Origin of the sequence: Natrinema sp. CBA1119 (assembly GCF_002572525.1) — an archaeon.
Taxonomy (GTDB): Archaea; Halobacteriota; Halobacteria; order Halobacteriales; family Natrialbaceae; genus Natrinema.
The window spans coordinates 227,471-247,210 of the sequence record NZ_PDBS01000001.1 but is presented as its reverse complement, the minus strand read 5'-3'; the positions used below and the strand labels follow the sequence as shown (position 1 = coordinate 247,210).

The window sequence follows — 19,740 nt, the reverse complement described above, 5'->3', positions numbered from 1 at the left end:
CGATATCCAACCAATGAGCTGCTACGAAATCGAAGCGCTACGACTCGGACTGATGACCGTCCTCGGCGTCGGGGACGACAGCACCCGCGATCACGCGGAGACCGAACTCGAGGGCCACCTCGAGGGCCCCATTCAGGGCCTCGCGGAGGCGGACAGCCTCGCGGAGATCGAACGCCACCTCGACGCTGCGCTGGTCGACTTAGAGGAGGAAGTCGCGTCGATGGACAGCGACGACCCCGAATACGACTACACGCGCGGGCGACTGCTGGCGGTCCGCGACGCCGAGCGGGCGGTTCAGCGGCTGCGCGCGCAGGGTGAGAGTATCGTGGACGGGCTGGGCGACGCCCACGATACACTCCACGAAACGTTCCCGGTCGAGGAGTGACGATGAGCGAAACTGTACCTGAAGCCGAACGCACAGTGAATTTCCGTCGGGTTCCACTCGGCCAGATCGAGACCGCCCGCAGCCGCCACATGTGGACTCGATCCGCGGTCCACGTCGCCGAGTCCGGTGGGCTCGTCGTCACGGGGACGTGGGACGGAACCGTCACCGCTCGCGACGCCGACACGCTCGAGACCCGCTGGACCGTCGATCATCCGGACCACGCGGTCGGGATCGCGTCGCTCGAGGCCGCTATCGATGAGGGTGCGGACACGATAGTCGTCGCCGGCCGCGGCGAAATGGGGACGATCGCGGCCTACGACGCCGAAACGGGCGACCGGCGCTGGCGGTACGACACCGTCGACGACGTCGGCGAGGCGGTCAAGGAGACTGTTTTCTACCTGCCCTACGTCGTCGCGCTCGAGACCGGAACCGATTCCGACGGCAACGAGCGGCTGTACGCCGCCGCGCGACGCTACGAGCGCGACGGCGAAACCCGACGGTGGCACAGTACCGTCTACGCGTTCGGCGCCGACGGCTCGGTCCGCTGGACGTACGAGACCGACGCCTCACCGATCGCGCTCGATCTCGATTCGTCGGGCGAACGGCTCGCGGTCGGTTATAACCGCTGTATGGGCGAGCACGACACCGGGCTCGTCGTCCTCGAGGCCGATTCGGGCGACCTCGAGTGGACCTGGGACCCCGGAACGGACGGCGACCGGCGCGTCGGCGACGTTTCCGTCGACGGGGACTCAATCGCGGTCTCGAGTCACGGCGACAAACGCGGCTATCTCCTCGGGCCCGGCGGTGCTGAGCGCTGGCACGTCGATCTCGCCGTCGAGACCGAAATCGAGGGAGAGACGCTGTACGCCTATCCGAATCACGCGTACGCGAGCGACGGCCGAGTGGCGTTCGTGACGGGCAATACCTACGCGGTCGAGAGCCGTGAGACCGAGAGTCGACACCCGAACGAACACCGTATCGCCGCGTTCGACGCCGACGGAGACCTCGTCTGGGACGACGACGTCCGTGGCTTCGTTCACGGACTTGCCGCCGACGATGGGCGACTGGTCACCCCCTGCGCACAGAACTTCCGGGTTCGCGATCCGGATACCCACGCCGTTCGCTGGTTCGATCTCGAGTCCGGCGTAAGCGGTTACGAGCACCTCGACGGAATCGCTACGGCGGCGGCCGTCGATAGCGGAACGGTCGCAGCCGTCGAGGAGCCGGTCGAGTACCACGACGAGGGCGAGACGCGCGGCGAGTACGCGCTTCGCGTCGGTTCCCTCGAGTAACGCGGTCGATCGGTTCGGCCGTCGCGGGGTGTTCTGTCGCAGTCCGTCGGACAGTCGCATACGCAAGGCCAACCCCCACAACGCTCACTCTCGTCTGTGGTTTCGTATAATGATCGAGGATCTCGCATCCGACGGCGCCGAGGAACGTTCGGATCTCGACGGAGCCGAACGGGCCTCGAGCCGTCCCGACGAGGCCGAGTTGATGCCAGGACCGCCACGCCGGGTGCTCACCGATGGCGGGCAGGCGGAGATGGAGGAGTCCGACGCCGAGCGAGACGACGACTCGAGCGAGGAAGCATCCGGAGATGAAGGACAGGGTGTGGAAGAGCCCGAAGGCGAAGCTGCGGAGGCGGAATCCGAAGACGAGCCAGAAACCGAGGACGAAGCGGAAACCGAGGATGAGTCGGAGGCTGAAGACGAGTCGGCGGAGGAACCGGAGATCGAAGCCGAAAGCGAGGGCGAGGATGCGGACGAAGACGAGGGCGAGGCGGACGAAAACGAGTACCACGTCGAGGGTGCCGACGAGGTCTACCAGGGCGACGACGCGTCGGGCGTCGTCCACCTTGATCTCGACGGGTTGTTCCTCGATCTGCTCGGACTCGAGGTCAACCTCGATCCGGTGACGCTGGATGTCTCGGCGCGACCGGGCGAGAACAACCTGCTGGGGAATCTGCTGTCGGCGGTATCGGGGCTGCTGGACGGCCCCGGCGCGATGATCGACACGGCGAAATCGCTGTTGAGCAAGCCGATCGAGTTCGTCAAAAGTCTGCTGAACAAGCCCGTCGAAAAGCTCACGGGGCTCTTCGGCGGGGACGAGGAAGCGAGCGAGGCGGACGCCGAAGAGGAAGAAGCGTCCGAAAGTGAAGAGGAGTCCCCCGGTCCGCTCTCGTCGGCGGTACAGCGTCTGAAGGACGGAGTCATGGGGGCGGCGAGCTGGGTGAGAGAGAAGCTGGCCGAACTCGTTCCGAGCGTCCCCACCGAGGAGATCGTCTCGGCGATCGTTAGCGCGACGCTCGAACAGTTGCTCGAGCAACTCGAGCCGGATCAAGACGAAGAGAGCGGTGGACAGGCGGAGCCGTCACAGGCGGAGGCAGCATAATGAGCGACGAGTCACTCACACAGCGGGTCGATACCGAGAAGATCACCGAGAACATCGACGTCGACGAACTGGTCGAGGGAACCGAGTGGGAAGACGAGATCGACGGGGACAAGCCGCTCGGAGAGGCGCTGGGCGGACAGATCGGCGCAATCCTCGGCCGGGCGATCGGCGAATCCCTCGGGCGGACGATCGGGAATATGGTCGTTGACGAACTCCTCAGTTCCGGCGAAGAAGCGGATGAAACGGATGAGGAGTCCGACGAAGGTAGTGCCGAAGACGGCGATGAGTCCGACGAAGAAGCCGACGCGGACGAAGCGGATGCAGAAGAGACCGACGCCGAGAGTGACGACGAGAGCGCCGAGAACGAATCCGAGGCTGATGCCGACGAGAGCGAGGCGCAAGGCGACGACGAATCGGACGCGGCGGATGAGGAATCGGCGGACGACGAATCAGAGCAGACGGCCGAAGCCGAGGAATAAGACTGTGATTCAGGGAACGCACTCGCTCCACGAATCGACTCGAGGTGGTCGCTGTGAGTGACGAGTCCGGTGGACTGAAGAGCATGGTTGCCGACGAGGTCAGCAACCAACTCGATGTCGCCGATATGCTCGGTGACGGGAGCCTTGAGGACAACATCGACGGCGGCGAGGTCGGCGCTTCGGTCGGTCGCCAGTTCGGCGAACGGTTCGGGCGCGAAGTCGGCGCGTCCATCGGTCGAGAGGTCCACGAGACGATCGCCGCGGGCGTCGAGGACGGGAAGGAACTCGACGAGATCCGAACGGATCTCTCGACGGCGGTTCGGGACGCCCTCCGCGAGTCGGTCGCGAACGTAGAGGGCCGCGACTCGCTCGAGTCCATGGCCAGGGGCGTGACCGACAGCAGTAGTCTCGAGGGACTCCTCGACGGCGTTGGAAGCGACGAGGCCGACGAGACCGATGAGGACGAATCCGATGGCGAAGAACAGGCAGAATCCGAAGACGAGGAGCGGACGGACGAAACGGACACACAGGCGGAAGACGGCACTGAAAGCGACGAAACGAGCACCACGGAGTCAGTTAAAGAGACCGCCGATACGGCCAAAGAATCGGTCGAAGGAGCTGCCAGCAAAGCCAAAGAGACGGTCGGCGGAGAGAGCGAGGACGGCGACGAGACGGGCGACGAAGCTGACGAATCGGCTGCCGACGGTGACGAGGCGGCTGACGAACGCGAAGAATCGACCGACGAAGCCGAACCGTCCGAAGCGGGCGCAGACGAGCCGTCCGCGGAGGACCTCGAGGATCTCCGGAAGGACACGCTCGAGGACTTCCTCGGCGTGATGTCCTACAGCGATCTGCAGTCGGTCGCGAAGGACGTCGATGTGAAGGCGAACCTCAGCCGAGAGGAGATGACCGACGAGATTATCGAGACGGTAACGGACGAGGAGCCTGACTCCGACTCGGACGGGGAGTCGGAAACGGAAGCGGAAGCCGAGTGACGGCTGCCGGGACGAGACGATCGACTGTACTCCGTCGCTCCCGAGCCGACTACCGCGCACGAACGGCGGGATATCCGAGGGCTACAGATGACCGACTCACAACTCCACGATCGAGTGCACGAGGTACTGGACGAAGCCGACGCGTTCAGCGGGTCGATCGTTTCCGGCAGTGATTCGGATGGCGAGAGCGACTCGGGCGATGAGAGCGAGTCGGCCGAACGGGACCTGCTCGAGACCGCTCGGGAGGCGAACGACCTCCTCGAGTCGGCCGACCCAGACGAACTGCTCGCGGCGGTCGGCCTGGACACGTTCGAAGACGGCTCCGAACCGGATTCGATTCCGGACGCTATCGCTCGCGGCGAGCGGGAGAACCTCGAGGACCTCCAGCGATTGCTCCACCTCGCGAACCTCGCCGACCGGGCTGACGACGATAGCTTCGAAGGGGCTGTCGGTGATCTCCGAGAAACGGTGAGCGAACGGGCCGAATCCGACGCCCAAGCAGCCGAGGAAGCGGAGAGCAAAGCCGACGAGGACGCGCCGGACGACGAGTCACCGGCTACCGAAGACGACGCGGCCGAGTCGGAAGCGGACGAGACGGCCGACGATCTCGGGGACCGCCTCCGATCGTCGATGGAATCCTCGTTCGAGCAGTTCGGGGACGACGTCCAGCAGCTCAAAGAGCGACTCGAGTCGGCGAGCGCCGGAAGCGCCGATAGTGAGACCGCAGGCGACGCCGATGCCGCCGACGAAGCGACAGTCGACGATGAAGCGGACGAGGCGGACGCTGACGAGGACGACGAGGGTCTTCTGGGATCAGGTCTCGGCGGCGAGGAAGAGCGTGGAACGGCGTCGAGCGGCCCCAGCCGCCACTCGACGATGGCACCGCCGCCGTCCAAACGGGCGGATATGCGCAAGACGACGCGGCACTCGACGATGCCGGACAAGCACTGAGAGCGCGGATTCGGGTCGCTCGCCCGATTCCGGCTCGAGGCGGGCGTCTCCTGTCAGCTTCGCGAAGCGGAGACTGTGCAAGTGGAGTCTCGAATCTATCCCGACTGTGTCCCGGCAGGCGCTGATGGGCGGGATCATGGCCATCGCGACGAGCATGCGCTCCGTTCGGAACGTCGTGGTAGCGGTGGCGGAGTCCGACGAGGTTTGACCAGGCGTCGATCGAATCGGTCCCGTTGACGTAATCGGTTACAGTTACGTTTTCACCCGTATCTCACTCGAGAGCGGTTTCGGTAACCACTGTCGGATACCCTGAGCGGTACGTTTATGCCACTGTGTTCCATCGTTGTTCCCAATATGGAATATCGACGACGAGAGCTCCTCGGGGCGAGTGCGGCGGGGATCGCCGCCGCCGTTGGCGGCTGTCTCGGGCTCGGGAGCGACCAGGGTGAGGGGTCGATCGCCGGCGAGGAACTCGCGCTCGCGACGACGACCAGCACGTACGATACGGGGCTGCTTGACGAGATCAACACTGCGTTCCAGGAGCGGTTCGGAACGCCCGTCGCGGCCAACGCTCAGGGGACGGGCGCCGCGATCGAGTCCGCTCGCAACGGCAACGCCGACGTGATTCTGGTCCACGCCCGCTCGCTCGAGGACGAGTTCATGCGGGACGGACACGGGGTCAACCGGCGGAGCCTGATGTTCAACGACTTCGTGATTGTCGGGCCGAGCGACGATCCGGCGGGGGTCGGCGACACAGAGCAGGCAACGGCGGCCTTCGAGGCCATCGCGAGCGCGAAAGCGCAGTTCGTTTCGCGCGGCGACGACTCGGGCACGCACACGAAAGAGGGAGCGATCTGGGACGAATCGGGTGCCGAGCCCGGCGGCGAGTGGTACCAGGAACTCGGTGACGGGATGGGCAACACGTTGAACAACGCGAGCGAGTCGGGTTCGTACACGCTCGCCGATCGGGGGACGTTCCTTTCGATGCAGGATAACGTCGACCTCGAGATCCTGCTTCAGGGCCCGATCGAGGGCGGGCCGGAGCTGCTCGCGAACCCCTACGGGATCATGGCGGCCAATCCGGAGATCCACTCGAACGTCAACTACGACCTCGCGATGGCCTACATCGGCTTTTTCACGAGCCCGGAGGGTCAGGAACTCGTCGGGGACTACACGGCGAACGGCGAACAGCTGTTCTACCCCGAGGCCCTGTCGGCGGACCCGAACTTCCAGCAGTACGTCCCGGAGGGATGGCAACCGGCCTCGAGCGAGGAGTGATCGACAGACCCACTACCCGGACGAAACGACTCACTATCCGGACGAAACAACCTACTACCGATGCCATTCGAGTCCCTCGCCGAACCGAACTATCTCCGGAGCATCATTCAGGTCTCGCTGACGGTCAGCCTGACCGCCATCCTGTTGAGTACCCTCCTCAGTCTGCCGATCGCCTTCGTCGTCGGCTTCGCGGATTTCCGCGGAAAGCGACTGATCACGGCCGTCATCAACACGGGGATGGGCTTTCCGAGCGTCGTCGTCGGACTGCTCGTCCTGATGGCCCTCTCGAACAACGGCCCGCTCGGGGCGCTCGAGCTCGTTTACACGCCCCAAGCCATGATCATCTCCCAGTGCGTCCTCGCCGCGCCGGTGATCACCGGCGTCGCCCTGTCGGCCATCGAGAGCGTCGACGACGCCGTTCGGGACGCGGCATACGGCGTCGGAGGGACTCGAGCCGATGTCGCACTGATCACCCTCAAGGAAGCCCGATACGGCGTCATCACGGGGATCCTCGCTGGCTTCGGTCGTGCGATCAGCGAGGTCGGATCGGTCCTGATCGTGGGCGGCAACATCGCCTACGCCGACGGGACGTCGAAAACGCGGACGATCACGACCGCGATCACGCTCGAGACGCGCCGCGGCGAGTTCGAGACGGCGCTTGTTCTCGGCGCGGTGTTGCTCGTCCTCGTCTTGCTCGTCAACGGGATCGTCTTGCGGCTCGGAGGTCGATAATGATTCGAGCGACTGCAATGGAGGCGGATCAGCGATGAACCTCGAGCTCGAGCACGCGTCCGACGGCGTCGACGACACGGACATTCTGGACGATGTCTCGCTGACTCTCAGGTCCGGCGAAATCGTGACGGTGATCGGCCCCTCGGGAGCCGGCAAGACGACGCTGTTGCGGCTGGCCGCGCTGTTCGAGCGGCCGACCGACGGTGTCGTCCGCTGTGACGGGACGGATCCGTGGTCGCTGTCGCGAGACGACCGACTCGAGTTCCGTCGGCGGATCGGCATGGTCTTCCAGCAAGCGAGTCTGTTCGAGACCTCGGTCGCGCGGAACGTCGATATCGGCCAACGGGTTCGCCGGCCGTGGTCGCAGCGCATTCGGGGATTCGTCCGACGGGTCGCAGACCGGTGGATCCGGAGCGCGCCGACGGTCGACGACCGGACGCTCGAGGCCCTCGACCTCGTCGGGCTCCGGGAGGCGTGGGACCGCGACGCGGGCTCGCTGTCGGGCGGCGAGGCACAGCGGGTGTCCTTCGCTCGCGCGCTCGCCGCGGGGCCGGACCTGCTGGTCCTCGACGAACCGACCTCGGACCTCGATCCGCGGAACACGGCCATCCTCGAGCGCGCGATCGGACGCGCTCGCGAGCGCGATCACGGCGTCTTGCTCGCGACCCACGACATGCACCAGGCCGAGCGGATCTCGGATCGCGTCGCTTTCCTGCTCGAGGGCGAACTGATCGAGGTCGGCCCGCCCGAGCGGATCTTCGACGATCCCCGCGACGAGCGAACCGCACGGTTCGTCAACGGAGACCTATTGTACGATGAAAACGAACTTCTCGCGTGAACGCCAAGAGAGGTTCGAGCGACTCGGAAACCGCCTTCGATTCGAGTGGAACCGCCGCATAATTCACCGATGACCATGGAAAAGGAGTTCGACACCTACCTGCGGATCGAGGACATTGCCGTCGATCGCAGTGACGTCGCGATGTTGCGCGCGATCGACGACCGCGGCTCGCTGTCGGGGGCTGCCGACGCCCTCGAGCGATCCTACCCCCGCCTCCAGCAGCGGGTAGTGGCGCTCGAGGAGGCGATCGGCCCTCTGGTCGAGCGCACTCGCGGCGGAGCCGACGGCGGTGGCAGTTCGCTGACGCCGACGGCGCGTGAGCTGCTGGCCCGATTCGACCGGCTGGTCGCGGCCTACGAGGGCGTCGCCCGCGTCGACGAGACGGTGCTCGGGGGTGTGGTTATCGACCGCGACGGGGAACTCGCGACCGTCGAGACCGCTGCGGGGGAGATTCTGGCCGTCGTTCCGGCCGACGCCGCGACGGCGTCCGTGACGATCCGCTCCGACGCCGTGAGTCTCCACGCGCCAAGCGACGTGCCGCGAGCCGAGGGGACGAGCGTTCGGAACCGGTTCCCGGGGACCGTCTCGTGGCTCGAGGCCGGGGACGCCGTCGCTCGAGTGGGGCTCGATCTCGAGGATGCAGACGGTGGCGACGGCGGGAGCGACACCGAACTCGTCGCGCTGGTCACGCGGCGGAGCGTCGAGACGCTGGGGCTCGAGCCCGGGCGATCGATCGTGGCCTCGGTAAAGGCGACGGCGGCGCGTGGTGTCGGGGTCGAAGATCGCTCACGCGAGGATACTGGAGACTGACAGTCCTTCGAATCCTTATCAGCCGTCTCTCTCTCTCGAGACTCGTCGAAGTCCAACTTATTGTCTTCCCTCGCCGATTTCGCTCTCGAACTGTGCGAAGAAATCGTCCATGAACTGTCGTCGCGAGTCGCCGAGACGTCGTCCCGGCGGGGTATACAGCTCGTTTAGACGCTCCTGGGCCCACTCCCGGAGGAGCGTGATGTCGGGACGGTCCGACGAATCCACTCCGGACACCGATGCATCGTCGATGACCGCGTACTTTTCCCCGGCTCTGCCCGACCGCTCGCCGACGATACAGGCCATTCGAACGATACCGCGTGCTCCGGCAGCGTCTAACTTGTCCGCATCGAAGAGCAGTTTGGCCTCGAGCGTCTCCGGCTCCGGAGAGTTCGCCCGAATACTGTGCGCCCGAATGCAGTGCGTGACCGCGTCGATTCGATCCGCCGTCACTCCGTCCGTCTCGAGAAGCTCCGCGGCTTCGGCCGCCGCCCACTCGGCGTGATCGTCGATCGCTCCCGTTCTCTCCCGCGGGCGACCGATATCGTGTAACCATGCCGCCGCGGAAAGGACGGCTCTGTCGACCCCGCTCTCGCAGTCCGCTGCTAACCGAATCGAGACGTTTCTGACTCGGGCAGCGTGGAACAGATCGTGCGCCGGAAGGCCGTCGTCGTAATAGGGCTTCGACAACTCTCGAGCGCGGGAACCCAATTCCTGCGACATTATACAACTGGTGACTATTTGACGAGAAATAATCGTTCTGGAGCGTTCGGATGGTACTCGGACGGGGCGGGTAACCACGTCCGAGGACGCCGCCCCGCGAGCCCCAATGCTTTCTCGAGGGGGCACGTACTGACGCCCATGTACGAGTCCATTCTGGTCGCGACCGACGGGAGCGAGGCCGCGGCGACCGCGGTCGATCACGCAATCGCGCTCGCCGAGCGCTTCGACGCGCCGCTGTATGGCATCGCCGTCGTCGACGAGCGCACCGAATACGATACCGGTATCGTCGATCCCGAAGAGGCACGCCAGCACCTACAAGAGCGCGCAGCGGGCTGGCTCGAGGAACTGGAGTCGACGGCGACAGAGGCCGGCGTGACCGTCGAGACGACCGTTCAGTCCGGCGTTCCCCACGAGGAGATCCTCGACGAAGCGGCCGATCGGGACGCCGGGGCGATCGTTCTCGGTTCTCGCGGCCGCTCGTCGTTCAAGGGGGCGCTGCTCGGGAGCACCGTCGACAGAGTCGTCAGGATCGCGGACCGGCCCGTGCTGGTCGTCGGTGGCGGCGGCGAGCGGGTCGATGACCGGTCGAACGGTGAGTCACCGCACAACGCCGACGGGAGCGATGTCTGAGTGGGGTCGAGCGGAGGGAGAACATTTACCTCTGCTGTCGTATGAAATAGTCGTATGTCACTGCTCGTTCCATTCGACGGGTCGAAGTTAGCGACGAAAGCGCTCGAGCGAGCCGACGCATTCGGCGACCTGCTCGACGAGGAGGTCATCGTGCTGACAGTGATTCCGGACGATGCCGAGTACGCGCGCGATCGCGGCTGGATCACGCAGGGCGAGCCGTTCGATCCGGACGCGATCGCGACGGGAATGCAGACCCGGGCCAAGGAGGTCGCGCCGGAGGCGACCGTTCGGATCGAGCGGGTCAGTTCCGACGAGCCCACTGCGACATCGACGACGAACGTCGTCCGCGAGATCCGACGGATCGCCGGCGAGATCGAGGCCTCCGTCGTCTTCATCGGCTCCGAGAACGCGGGCTCGGTCATCGCGCCCCAGTCGAGCGTCGGGAGCCCGGTCGCGAACGACCACCGATACGACGTCTACGTCGTTCGCGAACCCGGTCACGAAATCGATCCCGAGGAGATGGCCGATATCGATTCGACCCAGGACGATCTCTGATCGGCCCGAGGAACGTCACCTCGAGCAGCGGGATCGAGATCCGTACACTGCACGGCGATTGGGAGGAACGTTTATTCCTCTGACCGACTACCGTTCGGACGATACATGGTCGAACGGAACGGGCCGGATCGAGACGCGTCCGCACTGACCGGCTCCCCCTACAGTCCTCCCGACTCCTTCATCGAGCAGGCGAACGTCACCGATCCGACGCTCCATGAGACGTTCGAGAGGAACTGGCCGAACTGCTGGACGCGTGCGGCTGACCTCCTCTCGTGGGACGAGGCGTACGACACCGTCCTCGAGACGGCGGATGCTCCGTTCTATCGCTGGTTCGCGGACGGTCGGCTCAACGCCTCGTACAACTGTCTGGATCGCCACCTCGAGTCGGGGCGCAAGAACCACGCCGCGATCCGCTGGGAGGGGAAACAGGGCGAGCGCCGGACCTACACCTATCGGGATCTCTACGTCGAAGTCAACGAGCTCGCGGCGGCCCTGCGCGACCTCGGCGTCGCGGAAGACGATGTCGTGACGATCTACCTGCCGATGATCCCCGAGTTGCCGATCGCGATGCTTGCCTGCGCCCGGATCGGTGCGCCCCACAGCGTCGTTTTCGCCGGCCTCTCCGCGGACGCGCTCGCGACGCGGATGGACGCCGCGGACAGCGAGTTTCTCGTCACCTGCGACGGCTACTACCGGCGGGGCGACGCCTTCAACCAGAAGAGCAAGGCCGACAACGCCCGCATCGACCTCGAGCAGGACGTGCGAACGGTCGTCGTCGACCGGCTCGGCGATGACCTCCCACACGTCCTCGGAGACGGCGAGTGGGACTACCATGAGCTTCGCGACGAGTTCGCGGGCGAAACGGTCGAGCCGGTCTCGCGCGACGCGGAGGACATGCTATTTCTGATGTACACCTCGGGGACGACCGGTGAACCAAAGGGCGTCGTCCACTCGACGGGGGGCTACCTCGCGCACGTCGCGTGGACGACTCACGCCGTCCTCGACGTCAAACCCGAAGACACCTACTGGTGTGCGGCCGACATCGGCTGGATCACGGGGCACTCCTACATCGTCTACGGGCCGCTCGCGCTGGGGACGACGACCGTGATGTACGAGGGGACGCCCGACTATCCCGACCGGGACCGACTCTGGGAGATCGTCGATCGGAACGCCGTCGACGTCTTCTACACCGCGCCGACGGCGATTCGTGCGTTCATGAAGTGGGGCTCGGACTACCCCGCGCGCCACGACCTCTCCTCGCTGCGCCTGCTCGGCACGGTCGGCGAGCCGATCAGCCCCCGGCCCTGGAACTGGTATCGCGAACACATCGGAGACGGGGACTGTCCGGTCGTCGACACCTGGTGGCAGACGGAGACCGGTGCGGTGACCATCTCGACGCTGCCGGGTATCGACGAGATGAAACCGGGCTCAGCGGGGCCGCCGTTACCGGGGATCGACGCCAGCGTGGTCGACGCGAAGGGCGAGCAAGTCGCTCCCGGCGAGGCCGGCTACCTCACGATCGAGCGCCCGTGGCCGGGGATGGCGCGGACGCTGTACGACAACGACGAGCGGTTCGTCGCGGAGTACTGGCGGCGCTTCTCCGATCCCGAAACCGACGACTGGCGCTACTTCAGCGGCGATACGGCTCGAGCCGACGACGACGGCTACATCACCGTCCTCGGCCGGGTCGACGACGTAATCACCGTCTCCGGCCACCGACTCGGAACGATGGAGATCGAGGGCGCGATCGCCGACGTCGACGGCGTCGCCGAAGCCGCCGTCGTCGGCCGCTCGAGCGAGACCGAGGACACCGAGATCTACGCGTACGTCAGCACGGAGAGCGGCCACGAGTCCGACGCGACGATTCGGCGGGCGATCCTCGAGAGCATCGAATCCGCGATCGGTCCGATCGCCCACCCCGCGGAGTTGATCTTCACGCCGGAACTGCCCAAGACTCGCTCGGGCAAAATCATGCGCCGCCTGCTCGAGGACGTCGCCAACGGCGAGAAGTTGGGTGATACCAGCGCGCTCCGCAATCCGGAGATCGTCGGCGAAATTCAGGCTGAGATCGGCGACGAGAGCGACTTCGACTGATCTCGTTTCGCAGAATCAAGTATCGCGAAACCAGGACTGTCCGCTCTCACCCGTCGAATCAGGCGAACGGTTACGACTATCGACGAGAGGCGATACAATTATGTTCGCGTCTCCAGAACGAGCGAACCATGAGCCTCGAGGGGGGGACCGAGACAGTACTCGAGCGTCGGGAGTACGAGTCGCTTCTCGACGCCGCCGAAACCTACCGCGAGGCGCTGGTGATCCGTCTCTGTGGCGACGTCGGGCTCCGACCGCCCGAACTGGCGCGGCTCACGATCGGCGATATCGAGCAGGTTCGGATCGATCCGCCGCGGTACCTGATTCGGGTGTCGACCGACGACGGCGCGCGGGACCGGACCGCGTACCTGCCGACCCGAGTCGAGCGCGAACTCCGACGATACGCCCGGAGTAACGATCTCTCGAGCGCCGATCGGATCTTTTCGGTCACGCCCCGTCGGCTCCAGATGCTGGTTTCGGACGTGGCCGAGCGAGCGAGCGAGCTGTCCGACGAGGCCGGGCTCTCCGACGCCTCTACGAGCGATCTCCGGCAGTACTTCGCTCACACTGCCCTGGCCGAACACGACATCAACCCCCGGGTCGTCAAGACTGCGGGCGGCTGGCGCAGTTTCGAGGCCCTCGAGTCCTATCTCCCCGAGCCGACGGACGCCGAGATCGTCGACGCGTTCGATGCCGTCGAACGACCGTCGGGGGCCGGCCACGGACGATCGGGCGGCCGATCCGGGCCGGTGGTGGGCGACGATAGCGTCATCCGCCTGTTGCTGGCCGCGAGCGACCGATACGCGCTGCTCCGACTCGACGCGGATGGCTACGTCGAACGCTGGAATCGCAGCGCGGCCGCGATGTTCGGTTACCGGGCCGGCGAGATCGTCGGCACGCACGTCTCGACGTTCTATCCCGACAGCGCCGTCGAGGACGGCGCTCCCGAGCGGGCTCTCTCACAGGCCCTCGAGGAATCGGGCACCGAAACCGACGGGTGGCGCGTCCACGAGGACGGGTCGCAGTTCCGTGCGACCGAGGTCGTCTCGCCGCTGCGGGACGATCGGGGGACCACCGGGGGTTCGCCGTTTTCGTCCGCGATGTCACGGCCGCACACGAGGAGTTAGCGGACGCGCGCGAACAACGCAACGAGCTCGATAGACTGTACGCCGTCGCCGGCCAGCACCGCGCCGTGACCCACGCGCTGCTCGATTCGACCGACCACGAGGAGATCGAGACGGCGACCTGTGGAGCGCTCGCCGACGGTCGAGCCTACGAGTTCGCGTGGATCGACCGCGCAACGGTGTCGGATCGCCGCCGCGAGTGGCGCGCATCCAGCGGGATCGATCCCGACGCTGTCGAGCGGATCGCCCCCGACGAGTGGGACGACGAGGAGCCGATCGCCGACCTCACGGACGCGACCGCGGTGTCCGATGACCGCTACGGGGACCGGACCGTGCTCGTCGCAGACGACGTGACGGCGACGCTCGAGGCCGATTCGTTCGAGAACGACGCGTTCGAGGGTGCCGTCGCCCGGATTCCGCTGGCGTACGGCGATACCGTCTACGGGACGCTCTCCGTCGCGACCGAGCGCCCGGCGGCGTTCGGCGACGACGAGCGCGCGTGGCTCGCGACGATCGGTCGGCAGGTCGGCTACGCGATCGCTGCCATCCGCCGCCGAAACCTCCTGCTGTCCGACCGAGTGACCGAACTCGAGGTCGTCTGCCGCGACGACCGGTCGTTCTTCGTCGACGTTTCGCGCCGACTCGACTGTCGGTTCGAACTCGACTCGCTGGTCCCGATCGACGAGTCGACACAGCTCTACTACGTCCGCCTCGAGGACGCGTCGCCGGCCGACGTCTTCGACCTCGCCGACGACGAGCCCGGGATCGAGGACTGTCGGCTGGTCGAGACCGACGAGGAGGGCTGGCGCATCGAAGTCGTCGTCGACGGCTCCTGTCCCATCGTGACGCTCACGGAGTACGGTGTGACGGTTCACGAGGCGGTCTTCGAGGGCGGCACGGCGACGATCACCGGCGATTGCGCCGTCGACGCGGACCTTCGGACCATCGTCGACGGCCTCCGATCCGCGTTTCCGGACTCCGAACTGGTCGGAAAACGCGAGACCGAGCGGGCCGTCCAGACCGCCCGCGAGTTCCGAGAGGGGCTCGAGGATCGACTGACGGACCGACAGGAAGCCGCGCTCCGGGCGGCGTATTTCGGCGGCTACTACGATTGGCCCCGGGAGAGCACAGCCGAGGAAGTCGCGGACGCGATGGGCGTCTCCTCGCCGACGCTGCACAACCACCTGCGGAAGGGCCAACACGAGTTGCTTCGGACGTTCTTCGACGATCCGGCCGAGTAGTCACGGCGTCGCGAGGGATCGTCACCTGATCCGATGGGGGCTACGTCTCTAGAGGTGCCGTTCTATCCCCGCACGAAAATGTAGTATAAAAGCCCGCTTCGAGGGAGATCAGCTCGTTTCGCTCTCGATTCGTCCCGTTCGAGCGAGCGACGACCGAATATCAGGTCCTAATACAGTCAATATATGCTAGGTTCCCTTCCGCGTATCGGGTCGATTTTGCACAACTAGAGGCCGTCTTTACTATGCTCGTTGGAGATTGATTGGGTGTACCATGTCACAGGACAATGCCGATCTCGAGGCGCGACTCGAAGAACAGGAGGCGTTCGAGCCTCCCGAGTCGTTCGTCGAGCAGGCAAACGTCACCGATCAGGGGATCTACGAGGAGTTCGAGGAGAACTGGCCGGAGTGTTGGGAGCGTGCCGCCGACCTCCTCTCGTGGGACGAGGAGTACGATACGGTTCTCGAGGACGGGAACGCCCCGTTCTACGAGTGGTTCACCGGCGGCGAACTCAACGCGTCGTACAACTGCCTCGACCGGCACGTCGAGGAGGGGCGGGGCGACAGCGTCGCCATCGAGTGGGAGGGTGAACTCGGCGAGACGCGCACGTACACCTACGACGAGTTGCTCGACGAGGTCGAGGACTTCGCGGCGACGCTGCGCGACCTCGGCGTCGAGGAGGACGACATCGTCACGCTGTACATGCCGATGGTTCCGGAGCTTCCGATCGCCATGCTGGCGTGTGCCCGCATCGGCGCGCCGCACAGCGTGGTCTTCGCCGGCTTCTCGGCCGACGCGCTGGCCACCCGGATGAACTCGGCCGACAGCGAGTACCTCGTCACCTGCGACGGCTACTACCGTCGCGGCGACGCGCTCGATCACATCTCGAAGACCAACGAGGGCCTCGAGGGCGTCGAACACGAGGTCTCCGACGTCGTGGTCGTCGACCGACTCGGTGACGACCTCGATCACGAACTCGCGGACAACCAGCACGACTACGACGAGCTCGTGGCCGACCACGAGGGGTCGACGGTCGAGCCGGTCCCGCGCGACGCCGAGGACATGCTGTTCCTGATGTACACGTCGGGAACGACCGGCCAACCGAAGGGGGTCAAACACACCACCGGCGGCTACCTCGCGTACACGGCCTGGACGAGCCACGCGGTACTGGATATCGAGGCCGACGACACCTACTGGTGTTCGGCCGACATCGGCTGGATCACCGGCCACTCCTACATCGTCTACGGACCGATGGCGCTCGGCACGACGAGCGTGATGTACGAGGGGACGCCGGACTACCCCGACAAGGACCGGCTGTGGGATATCGTCGAGCGGAACGAGGTCGACATCTTCTACACCGCGCCGACGGCGATTCGCGCGTTCATGAAGTGGGGCGCTGAGTACACGGAGAACCACGACATCTCGAGCCTGCGCTTGCTCGGCACCGTCGGAGAGCCGATCAACCCGCGCGCGTGGAAATGGTACTACAAGCACATCGGCAACGAGGAGTGCCCGATCGTCGACACCTGGTGGCAGACGGAAACCGGGGGGATGATGATCACGACGCTACCGGGGGTCAACACCATGAAACCCGGCTCGGCGGGGCCGCCGCTGCCGGGGATCGACGCCCGCGTCGTCGACGCGCAGGGTGAAGAAGTCGACGCCGGTCAGGCCGGCTACGTCACGGTCAACAACCCGTGGCCCGGCATGCTCCGTACGCTGTACGACAACGACGAGCGCTTCCTCGAGGAGTACTGGCAGGAGTACTCCGACGAGGAGGCCGACGAGTGGGTCTACTTCCCCGAGGACGGCGCGAAGATCGACGAGGACGACTACATCACCATCCTCGGCCGGGTCGACGACGTGATCAACGTCTCCGGCCACCGGCTGGGGACGATGGAGATCGAGTCGTCCGTCGTGGGCGTCGAAGGGATCGCCGAAGCCGCCGTCGTCGGCGGCGACCACGAGGTCAAAGGCGAGGCAGTCTACGTCTACGCCATCCCCGAAGACGGCTACGGGGACCGACACGCCGAACTCGAGGAGAAGGCCATGTCGGCCGTCCTCGACTCGATCGGGCCGATCGCCAAGCCCGAAGAAATCGTCTTCACGCACGAATTGCCCAAGACGCGCTCGGGCAAGATCATGCGCCGTCTGCTCGAGGACATCGCGAGCGGGAACGAACTCGGGAACACCTCGACGCTGCGTAACCCGGACGTCGTCGACGACATCGCGGCACAGGTCGAAACGGACTGACGCGGTCCGTTCAGAACTATCTCTTCGAACTGAACGAAACAACGACACGAACTGAAACACGATACACGAAACCATGTCAGACAAAAACAGACACGATATGAACGACGATACCCACCAGATAGCGACCGACGGTGGGATGAGCGACGTCGAGCGCGAACGACAGATCGACTACATGGACGTCGAGATCAACCTGTTGAAGCCGGCGACCCCGTTCATGCGGGATCACCTGAAAATCATCTGGATCGGCTTTGGCATCTGGGTTTTGACGACGTTCGCACCGATCACGGCGACGCGTCTCGCACCCGATCTGATGACGCAGACGATGCCGCTCATCGGATTCCCGCTTCACTACTTCCTGCTCGCGATCGTCGGGCCGGGCGCGGCGCTCGTCCTCTCGGTGTGGTACGCGCGCAAGCGCGATCAGATCGACGAGAAGTACGGGATCGAACAGGGCGTTGCCGAACCGGAGACGACCGACACCGACTCCGTCCCGGACGACGCGGCCGCGACTGACGGAGGTATCGACGAATGATCGACGGCGCACCGATGCTGGCGGACCTCGCGATCGGAGCGATGGAGACGATGCCGTTGCAGTCGAGCGAAGCGCTGCTTCCGGAGGACTTGAACGTCTCGTTCAAACTGCTCCCGGCGATCATCGTCATCGGGATGATGGGGCTGTTCATCGTCGCCGGCTTCATGTTTCAGGTCGCCGACACGGACGACATGTGGGTCGCCGGCCGGTCGATCGGGAACATCGAGAACGGGATGGCCATCGGGGCCAACTGGATGTCGGCGGCGACGTACCTCGGAGTGGCCGCGACCGTCGCGATTTCAGGGGTCTACGGCCTGGCGTACGTCATCGGCTGGACGACGGGCTACTTCATCCTGCTGATCTTCATGGCCGCCCAGATGCGGCGGTTCGGGAAATACACCGCGCCGGACTTCGTCGGCGACCGCTTCAACTCCGACGCCGCGCGCGCCCTCGCGGCGCTCACCACGTTCCTGATCGGCTTCGTCTACGCGCTCGGTCAGGCTCGCGGGATGGGGCTCGTCGGACTGTACATCCTCGGCGACTGGTCGGCGATCACCGGCGGCGCGCTGTCCGCCTACCAGACGATGATGGTGATCTTCATGGTCATCACCGTCGCCTACCTCTCGCTGTCGGGGATGCTCGGCGCGACAAAGAACATGGTCCTGCAGTACGTCATCCTCATCGTCGCGTTCCTGCTCGGACTGGTCGTGACCGGCTGGTCCGGCGGCTTCACGACGGTGCTCCCGCAACTCGAGTACGGGATGATGATAGATACCCTCGGGAGCGAGTTCTCCGCCCCGTTCGCGGGCGGCAGCTACTACCTGTGGGTCGCGACCTGTTTCAGCCTGGTCTTCGGGACCTGCGGACTGCCCCACGTGCTGGTCAGGTTCTACACGGTCAAGAACGAGCGAGTCGCCCGCTGGTCGTGCACCTGGGGACTGTTCTTCATCTCGCTGCTGTACCTCAGCGCGCCCGCCTTCGCCGCCGTCGGGACCGCCCTGTACGGCGAGGAGGTCGGTGCCGTTTACGGCGATCCCGGCATGACCAGCGCGGCCGGTGACGTTCTCGTCGTGTTGGCCGCACAGCTCGCGGGTCTGCCGTCGTGGTTCGTCGGCTTCGTCGCGGCGGGCGGTATCGCCGCGGCCGTGGCGACGACCGCCGGCCTGTTCATCGCCGCCTCGTCAGCGATCTCCCACGACATCTACGCGAACATCATCAACGAAGACGCGACCCAGCGCCAGCAGGTGCTCGTCGGTCGCCTGAGCATCATCCTGATCGGTCTGCTCACGATCATCTTCGCGCTGAACCCCCAGCAGCCGATCGCGGCACTCGTCGGGTTCGCGTTCTCGCTCGCGGCCATCGTGCTGTTCCCGATGTTCTTCCTCGGTCTCTGGTGGGAGAACACGAACCGGCCGGGTGCGCTCAGCGGGATGACGACCGGCATCATCGTCTGGTTCATCCCCATGCTCAACGAGGGGAACTTCGGCCTCATCGACGGTGGACTCGCCATCGACGCCATCTCGACGTGGATGCCCGCCATCGGCTCGGCGCTCATCGGCACGCCCATCGTGTTCGCGGTCACGATCATCGTCTCGCTCGTGACCAGTGAACCGCCCCTCGAGACCAAACAGATGGTCCGGCAGTGTCACAGTCCGGATCCGATGCCCAAGGACAAGACCGCGGCGGACATCGTCGCCGAGAAGAACCGAGACGGAAACGCACCTGCGGATGACTGAC

Annotated in this window: 17 protein-coding genes and 1 pseudogene; 17 read left to right on the top strand and 1 reads right to left on the bottom strand. The window is 65.5% G+C overall.

Annotated elements, in window-relative coordinates; translation table 11 throughout:
* The first annotated feature begins 13 nt into the window (after nucleotides 1-13).
* The 10 genes from CP556_RS01240 to CP556_RS01195 all read left to right on the top strand — a co-directional run bounded on the left by CP556_RS01240 (nucleotide 14) and on the right by CP556_RS01195 (nucleotide 8,859).
* Nucleotides 14-385: a DUF3209 family protein gene (locus tag CP556_RS01240; protein WP_098723957.1), complete on the top strand. Its 372-nt coding sequence runs from the start codon at nucleotides 14-16 to the stop codon at nucleotides 383-385.
* 2 nt (nucleotides 386-387) lie between these two features.
* A complete protein-coding gene (locus CP556_RS01235) occupies nucleotides 388-1,677 on the top strand; it encodes an outer membrane protein assembly factor BamB family protein (RefSeq protein WP_098723956.1) in 1,290 nt (429 codons plus the stop codon).
* Nucleotides 1,678-1,786: 109 nt separating this feature from the next.
* Complete coding sequence (locus CP556_RS01230) at nucleotides 1,787-2,776, top strand: hypothetical protein (protein ID WP_098723955.1); 990 nt, start codon at nucleotides 1,787-1,789, stop codon at nucleotides 2,774-2,776.
* Entirely contained in the window at nucleotides 2,776-3,255 is a 480-nt protein-coding gene (locus tag CP556_RS01225; protein ID WP_098723954.1) for a hypothetical protein, read from the top strand. Before CP556_RS01230 ends, CP556_RS01225 begins: the two co-directional genes overlap by 1 nt.
* Nucleotides 3,256-3,299: 44 nt before the next feature.
* Nucleotides 3,300-4,250 (top strand): hypothetical protein, encoded by a 951-nt coding sequence (locus tag CP556_RS01220; RefSeq protein WP_255291381.1) that lies wholly within the window; start codon nucleotides 3,300-3,302, stop codon nucleotides 4,248-4,250.
* A gap of 87 nt (nucleotides 4,251-4,337) precedes the next feature.
* Nucleotides 4,338-5,201 (top strand): hypothetical protein, encoded by an 864-nt coding sequence (locus CP556_RS01215; RefSeq protein WP_098723953.1) that lies wholly within the window; start codon nucleotides 4,338-4,340, stop codon nucleotides 5,199-5,201.
* Nucleotides 5,202-5,555: 354 nt separating this feature from the next.
* The gene (locus CP556_RS01210) at nucleotides 5,556-6,479 is read left to right on the top strand and encodes an ABC transporter substrate-binding protein (RefSeq protein WP_098723952.1); all 924 of its coding nucleotides are present in this window, start codon (nucleotides 5,556-5,558) and stop codon (nucleotides 6,477-6,479) included.
* A 60-nt stretch (nucleotides 6,480-6,539) separates the two neighbouring features.
* A complete protein-coding gene (locus CP556_RS01205; protein WP_098723951.1) occupies nucleotides 6,540-7,211 on the top strand; it encodes an ABC transporter permease in 672 nt (223 codons plus the stop codon).
* A gap of 34 nt (nucleotides 7,212-7,245) precedes the next feature.
* Nucleotides 7,246-8,049 carry an ABC transporter ATP-binding protein gene (locus tag CP556_RS01200; protein ID WP_098723950.1) on the top strand — a complete coding sequence of 268 codons (804 nt, stop codon included), beginning with the start codon at nucleotides 7,246-7,248 and terminating at the stop codon, nucleotides 8,047-8,049.
* A gap of 75 nt (nucleotides 8,050-8,124) precedes the next feature.
* Nucleotides 8,125-8,859 (top strand): TOBE domain-containing protein, encoded by a 735-nt coding sequence (locus tag CP556_RS01195; RefSeq protein ID WP_098723949.1) that lies wholly within the window; start codon nucleotides 8,125-8,127, stop codon nucleotides 8,857-8,859.
* A gap of 57 nt (nucleotides 8,860-8,916) precedes the next feature.
* On the opposite strand, the gene CP556_RS01190 is transcribed toward CP556_RS01195, so the two are convergent.
* Nucleotides 8,917-9,579, bottom strand: a complete 663-nt coding sequence (locus tag CP556_RS01190; protein WP_098723948.1) for an HD domain-containing protein — start codon at nucleotides 9,577-9,579, stop codon at nucleotides 8,917-8,919.
* 138 nt (nucleotides 9,580-9,717) lie between these two features.
* Between CP556_RS01190 and CP556_RS01185 the strand changes: the two genes are divergently transcribed.
* The 7 genes and pseudogenes from CP556_RS01185 (at nucleotide 9,718) to CP556_RS01155 (ending at nucleotide 19,739) form a co-directional block, all read left to right on the top strand.
* Nucleotides 9,718-10,209 carry a universal stress protein gene (locus tag CP556_RS01185; protein WP_098723947.1) on the top strand — a complete coding sequence of 164 codons (492 nt, stop codon included), beginning with the start codon at nucleotides 9,718-9,720 and terminating at the stop codon, nucleotides 10,207-10,209.
* 54 nt (nucleotides 10,210-10,263) lie between these two features.
* Nucleotides 10,264-10,764: a universal stress protein gene (locus tag CP556_RS01180; RefSeq protein WP_098723946.1), complete on the top strand. Its 501-nt coding sequence runs from the start codon at nucleotides 10,264-10,266 to the stop codon at nucleotides 10,762-10,764.
* A gap of 105 nt (nucleotides 10,765-10,869) precedes the next feature.
* Complete coding sequence (gene acs / locus CP556_RS01175) at nucleotides 10,870-12,858, top strand: acetate--CoA ligase (RefSeq protein WP_098723945.1); 1,989 nt, start codon at nucleotides 10,870-10,872, stop codon at nucleotides 12,856-12,858.
* 128 nt (nucleotides 12,859-12,986) lie between these two features.
* Nucleotides 12,987-15,220: pseudogene (locus CP556_RS01170) on the top strand (bacterio-opsin activator domain-containing protein).
* A gap of 271 nt (nucleotides 15,221-15,491) precedes the next feature.
* On the top strand, nucleotides 15,492-17,471 hold the full coding sequence (acs, locus tag CP556_RS01165; protein ID WP_098723944.1) for an acetate--CoA ligase: 1,980 nt from the start codon (nucleotides 15,492-15,494) through the stop codon (nucleotides 17,469-17,471).
* Nucleotides 17,472-17,544: 73 nt separating this feature from the next.
* Entirely contained in the window at nucleotides 17,545-18,003 is a 459-nt protein-coding gene (locus CP556_RS01160) for a DUF4212 domain-containing protein (protein ID WP_176548087.1), read from the top strand.
* Entirely contained in the window at nucleotides 18,000-19,739 is a 1,740-nt protein-coding gene (locus CP556_RS01155; RefSeq protein ID WP_098723942.1) for a sodium:solute symporter family transporter, read from the top strand. The genes CP556_RS01160 and CP556_RS01155 overlap by 4 nt, the downstream gene beginning before the upstream one ends.
* Nucleotide 19,740: the final 1 nt, after the last annotated feature.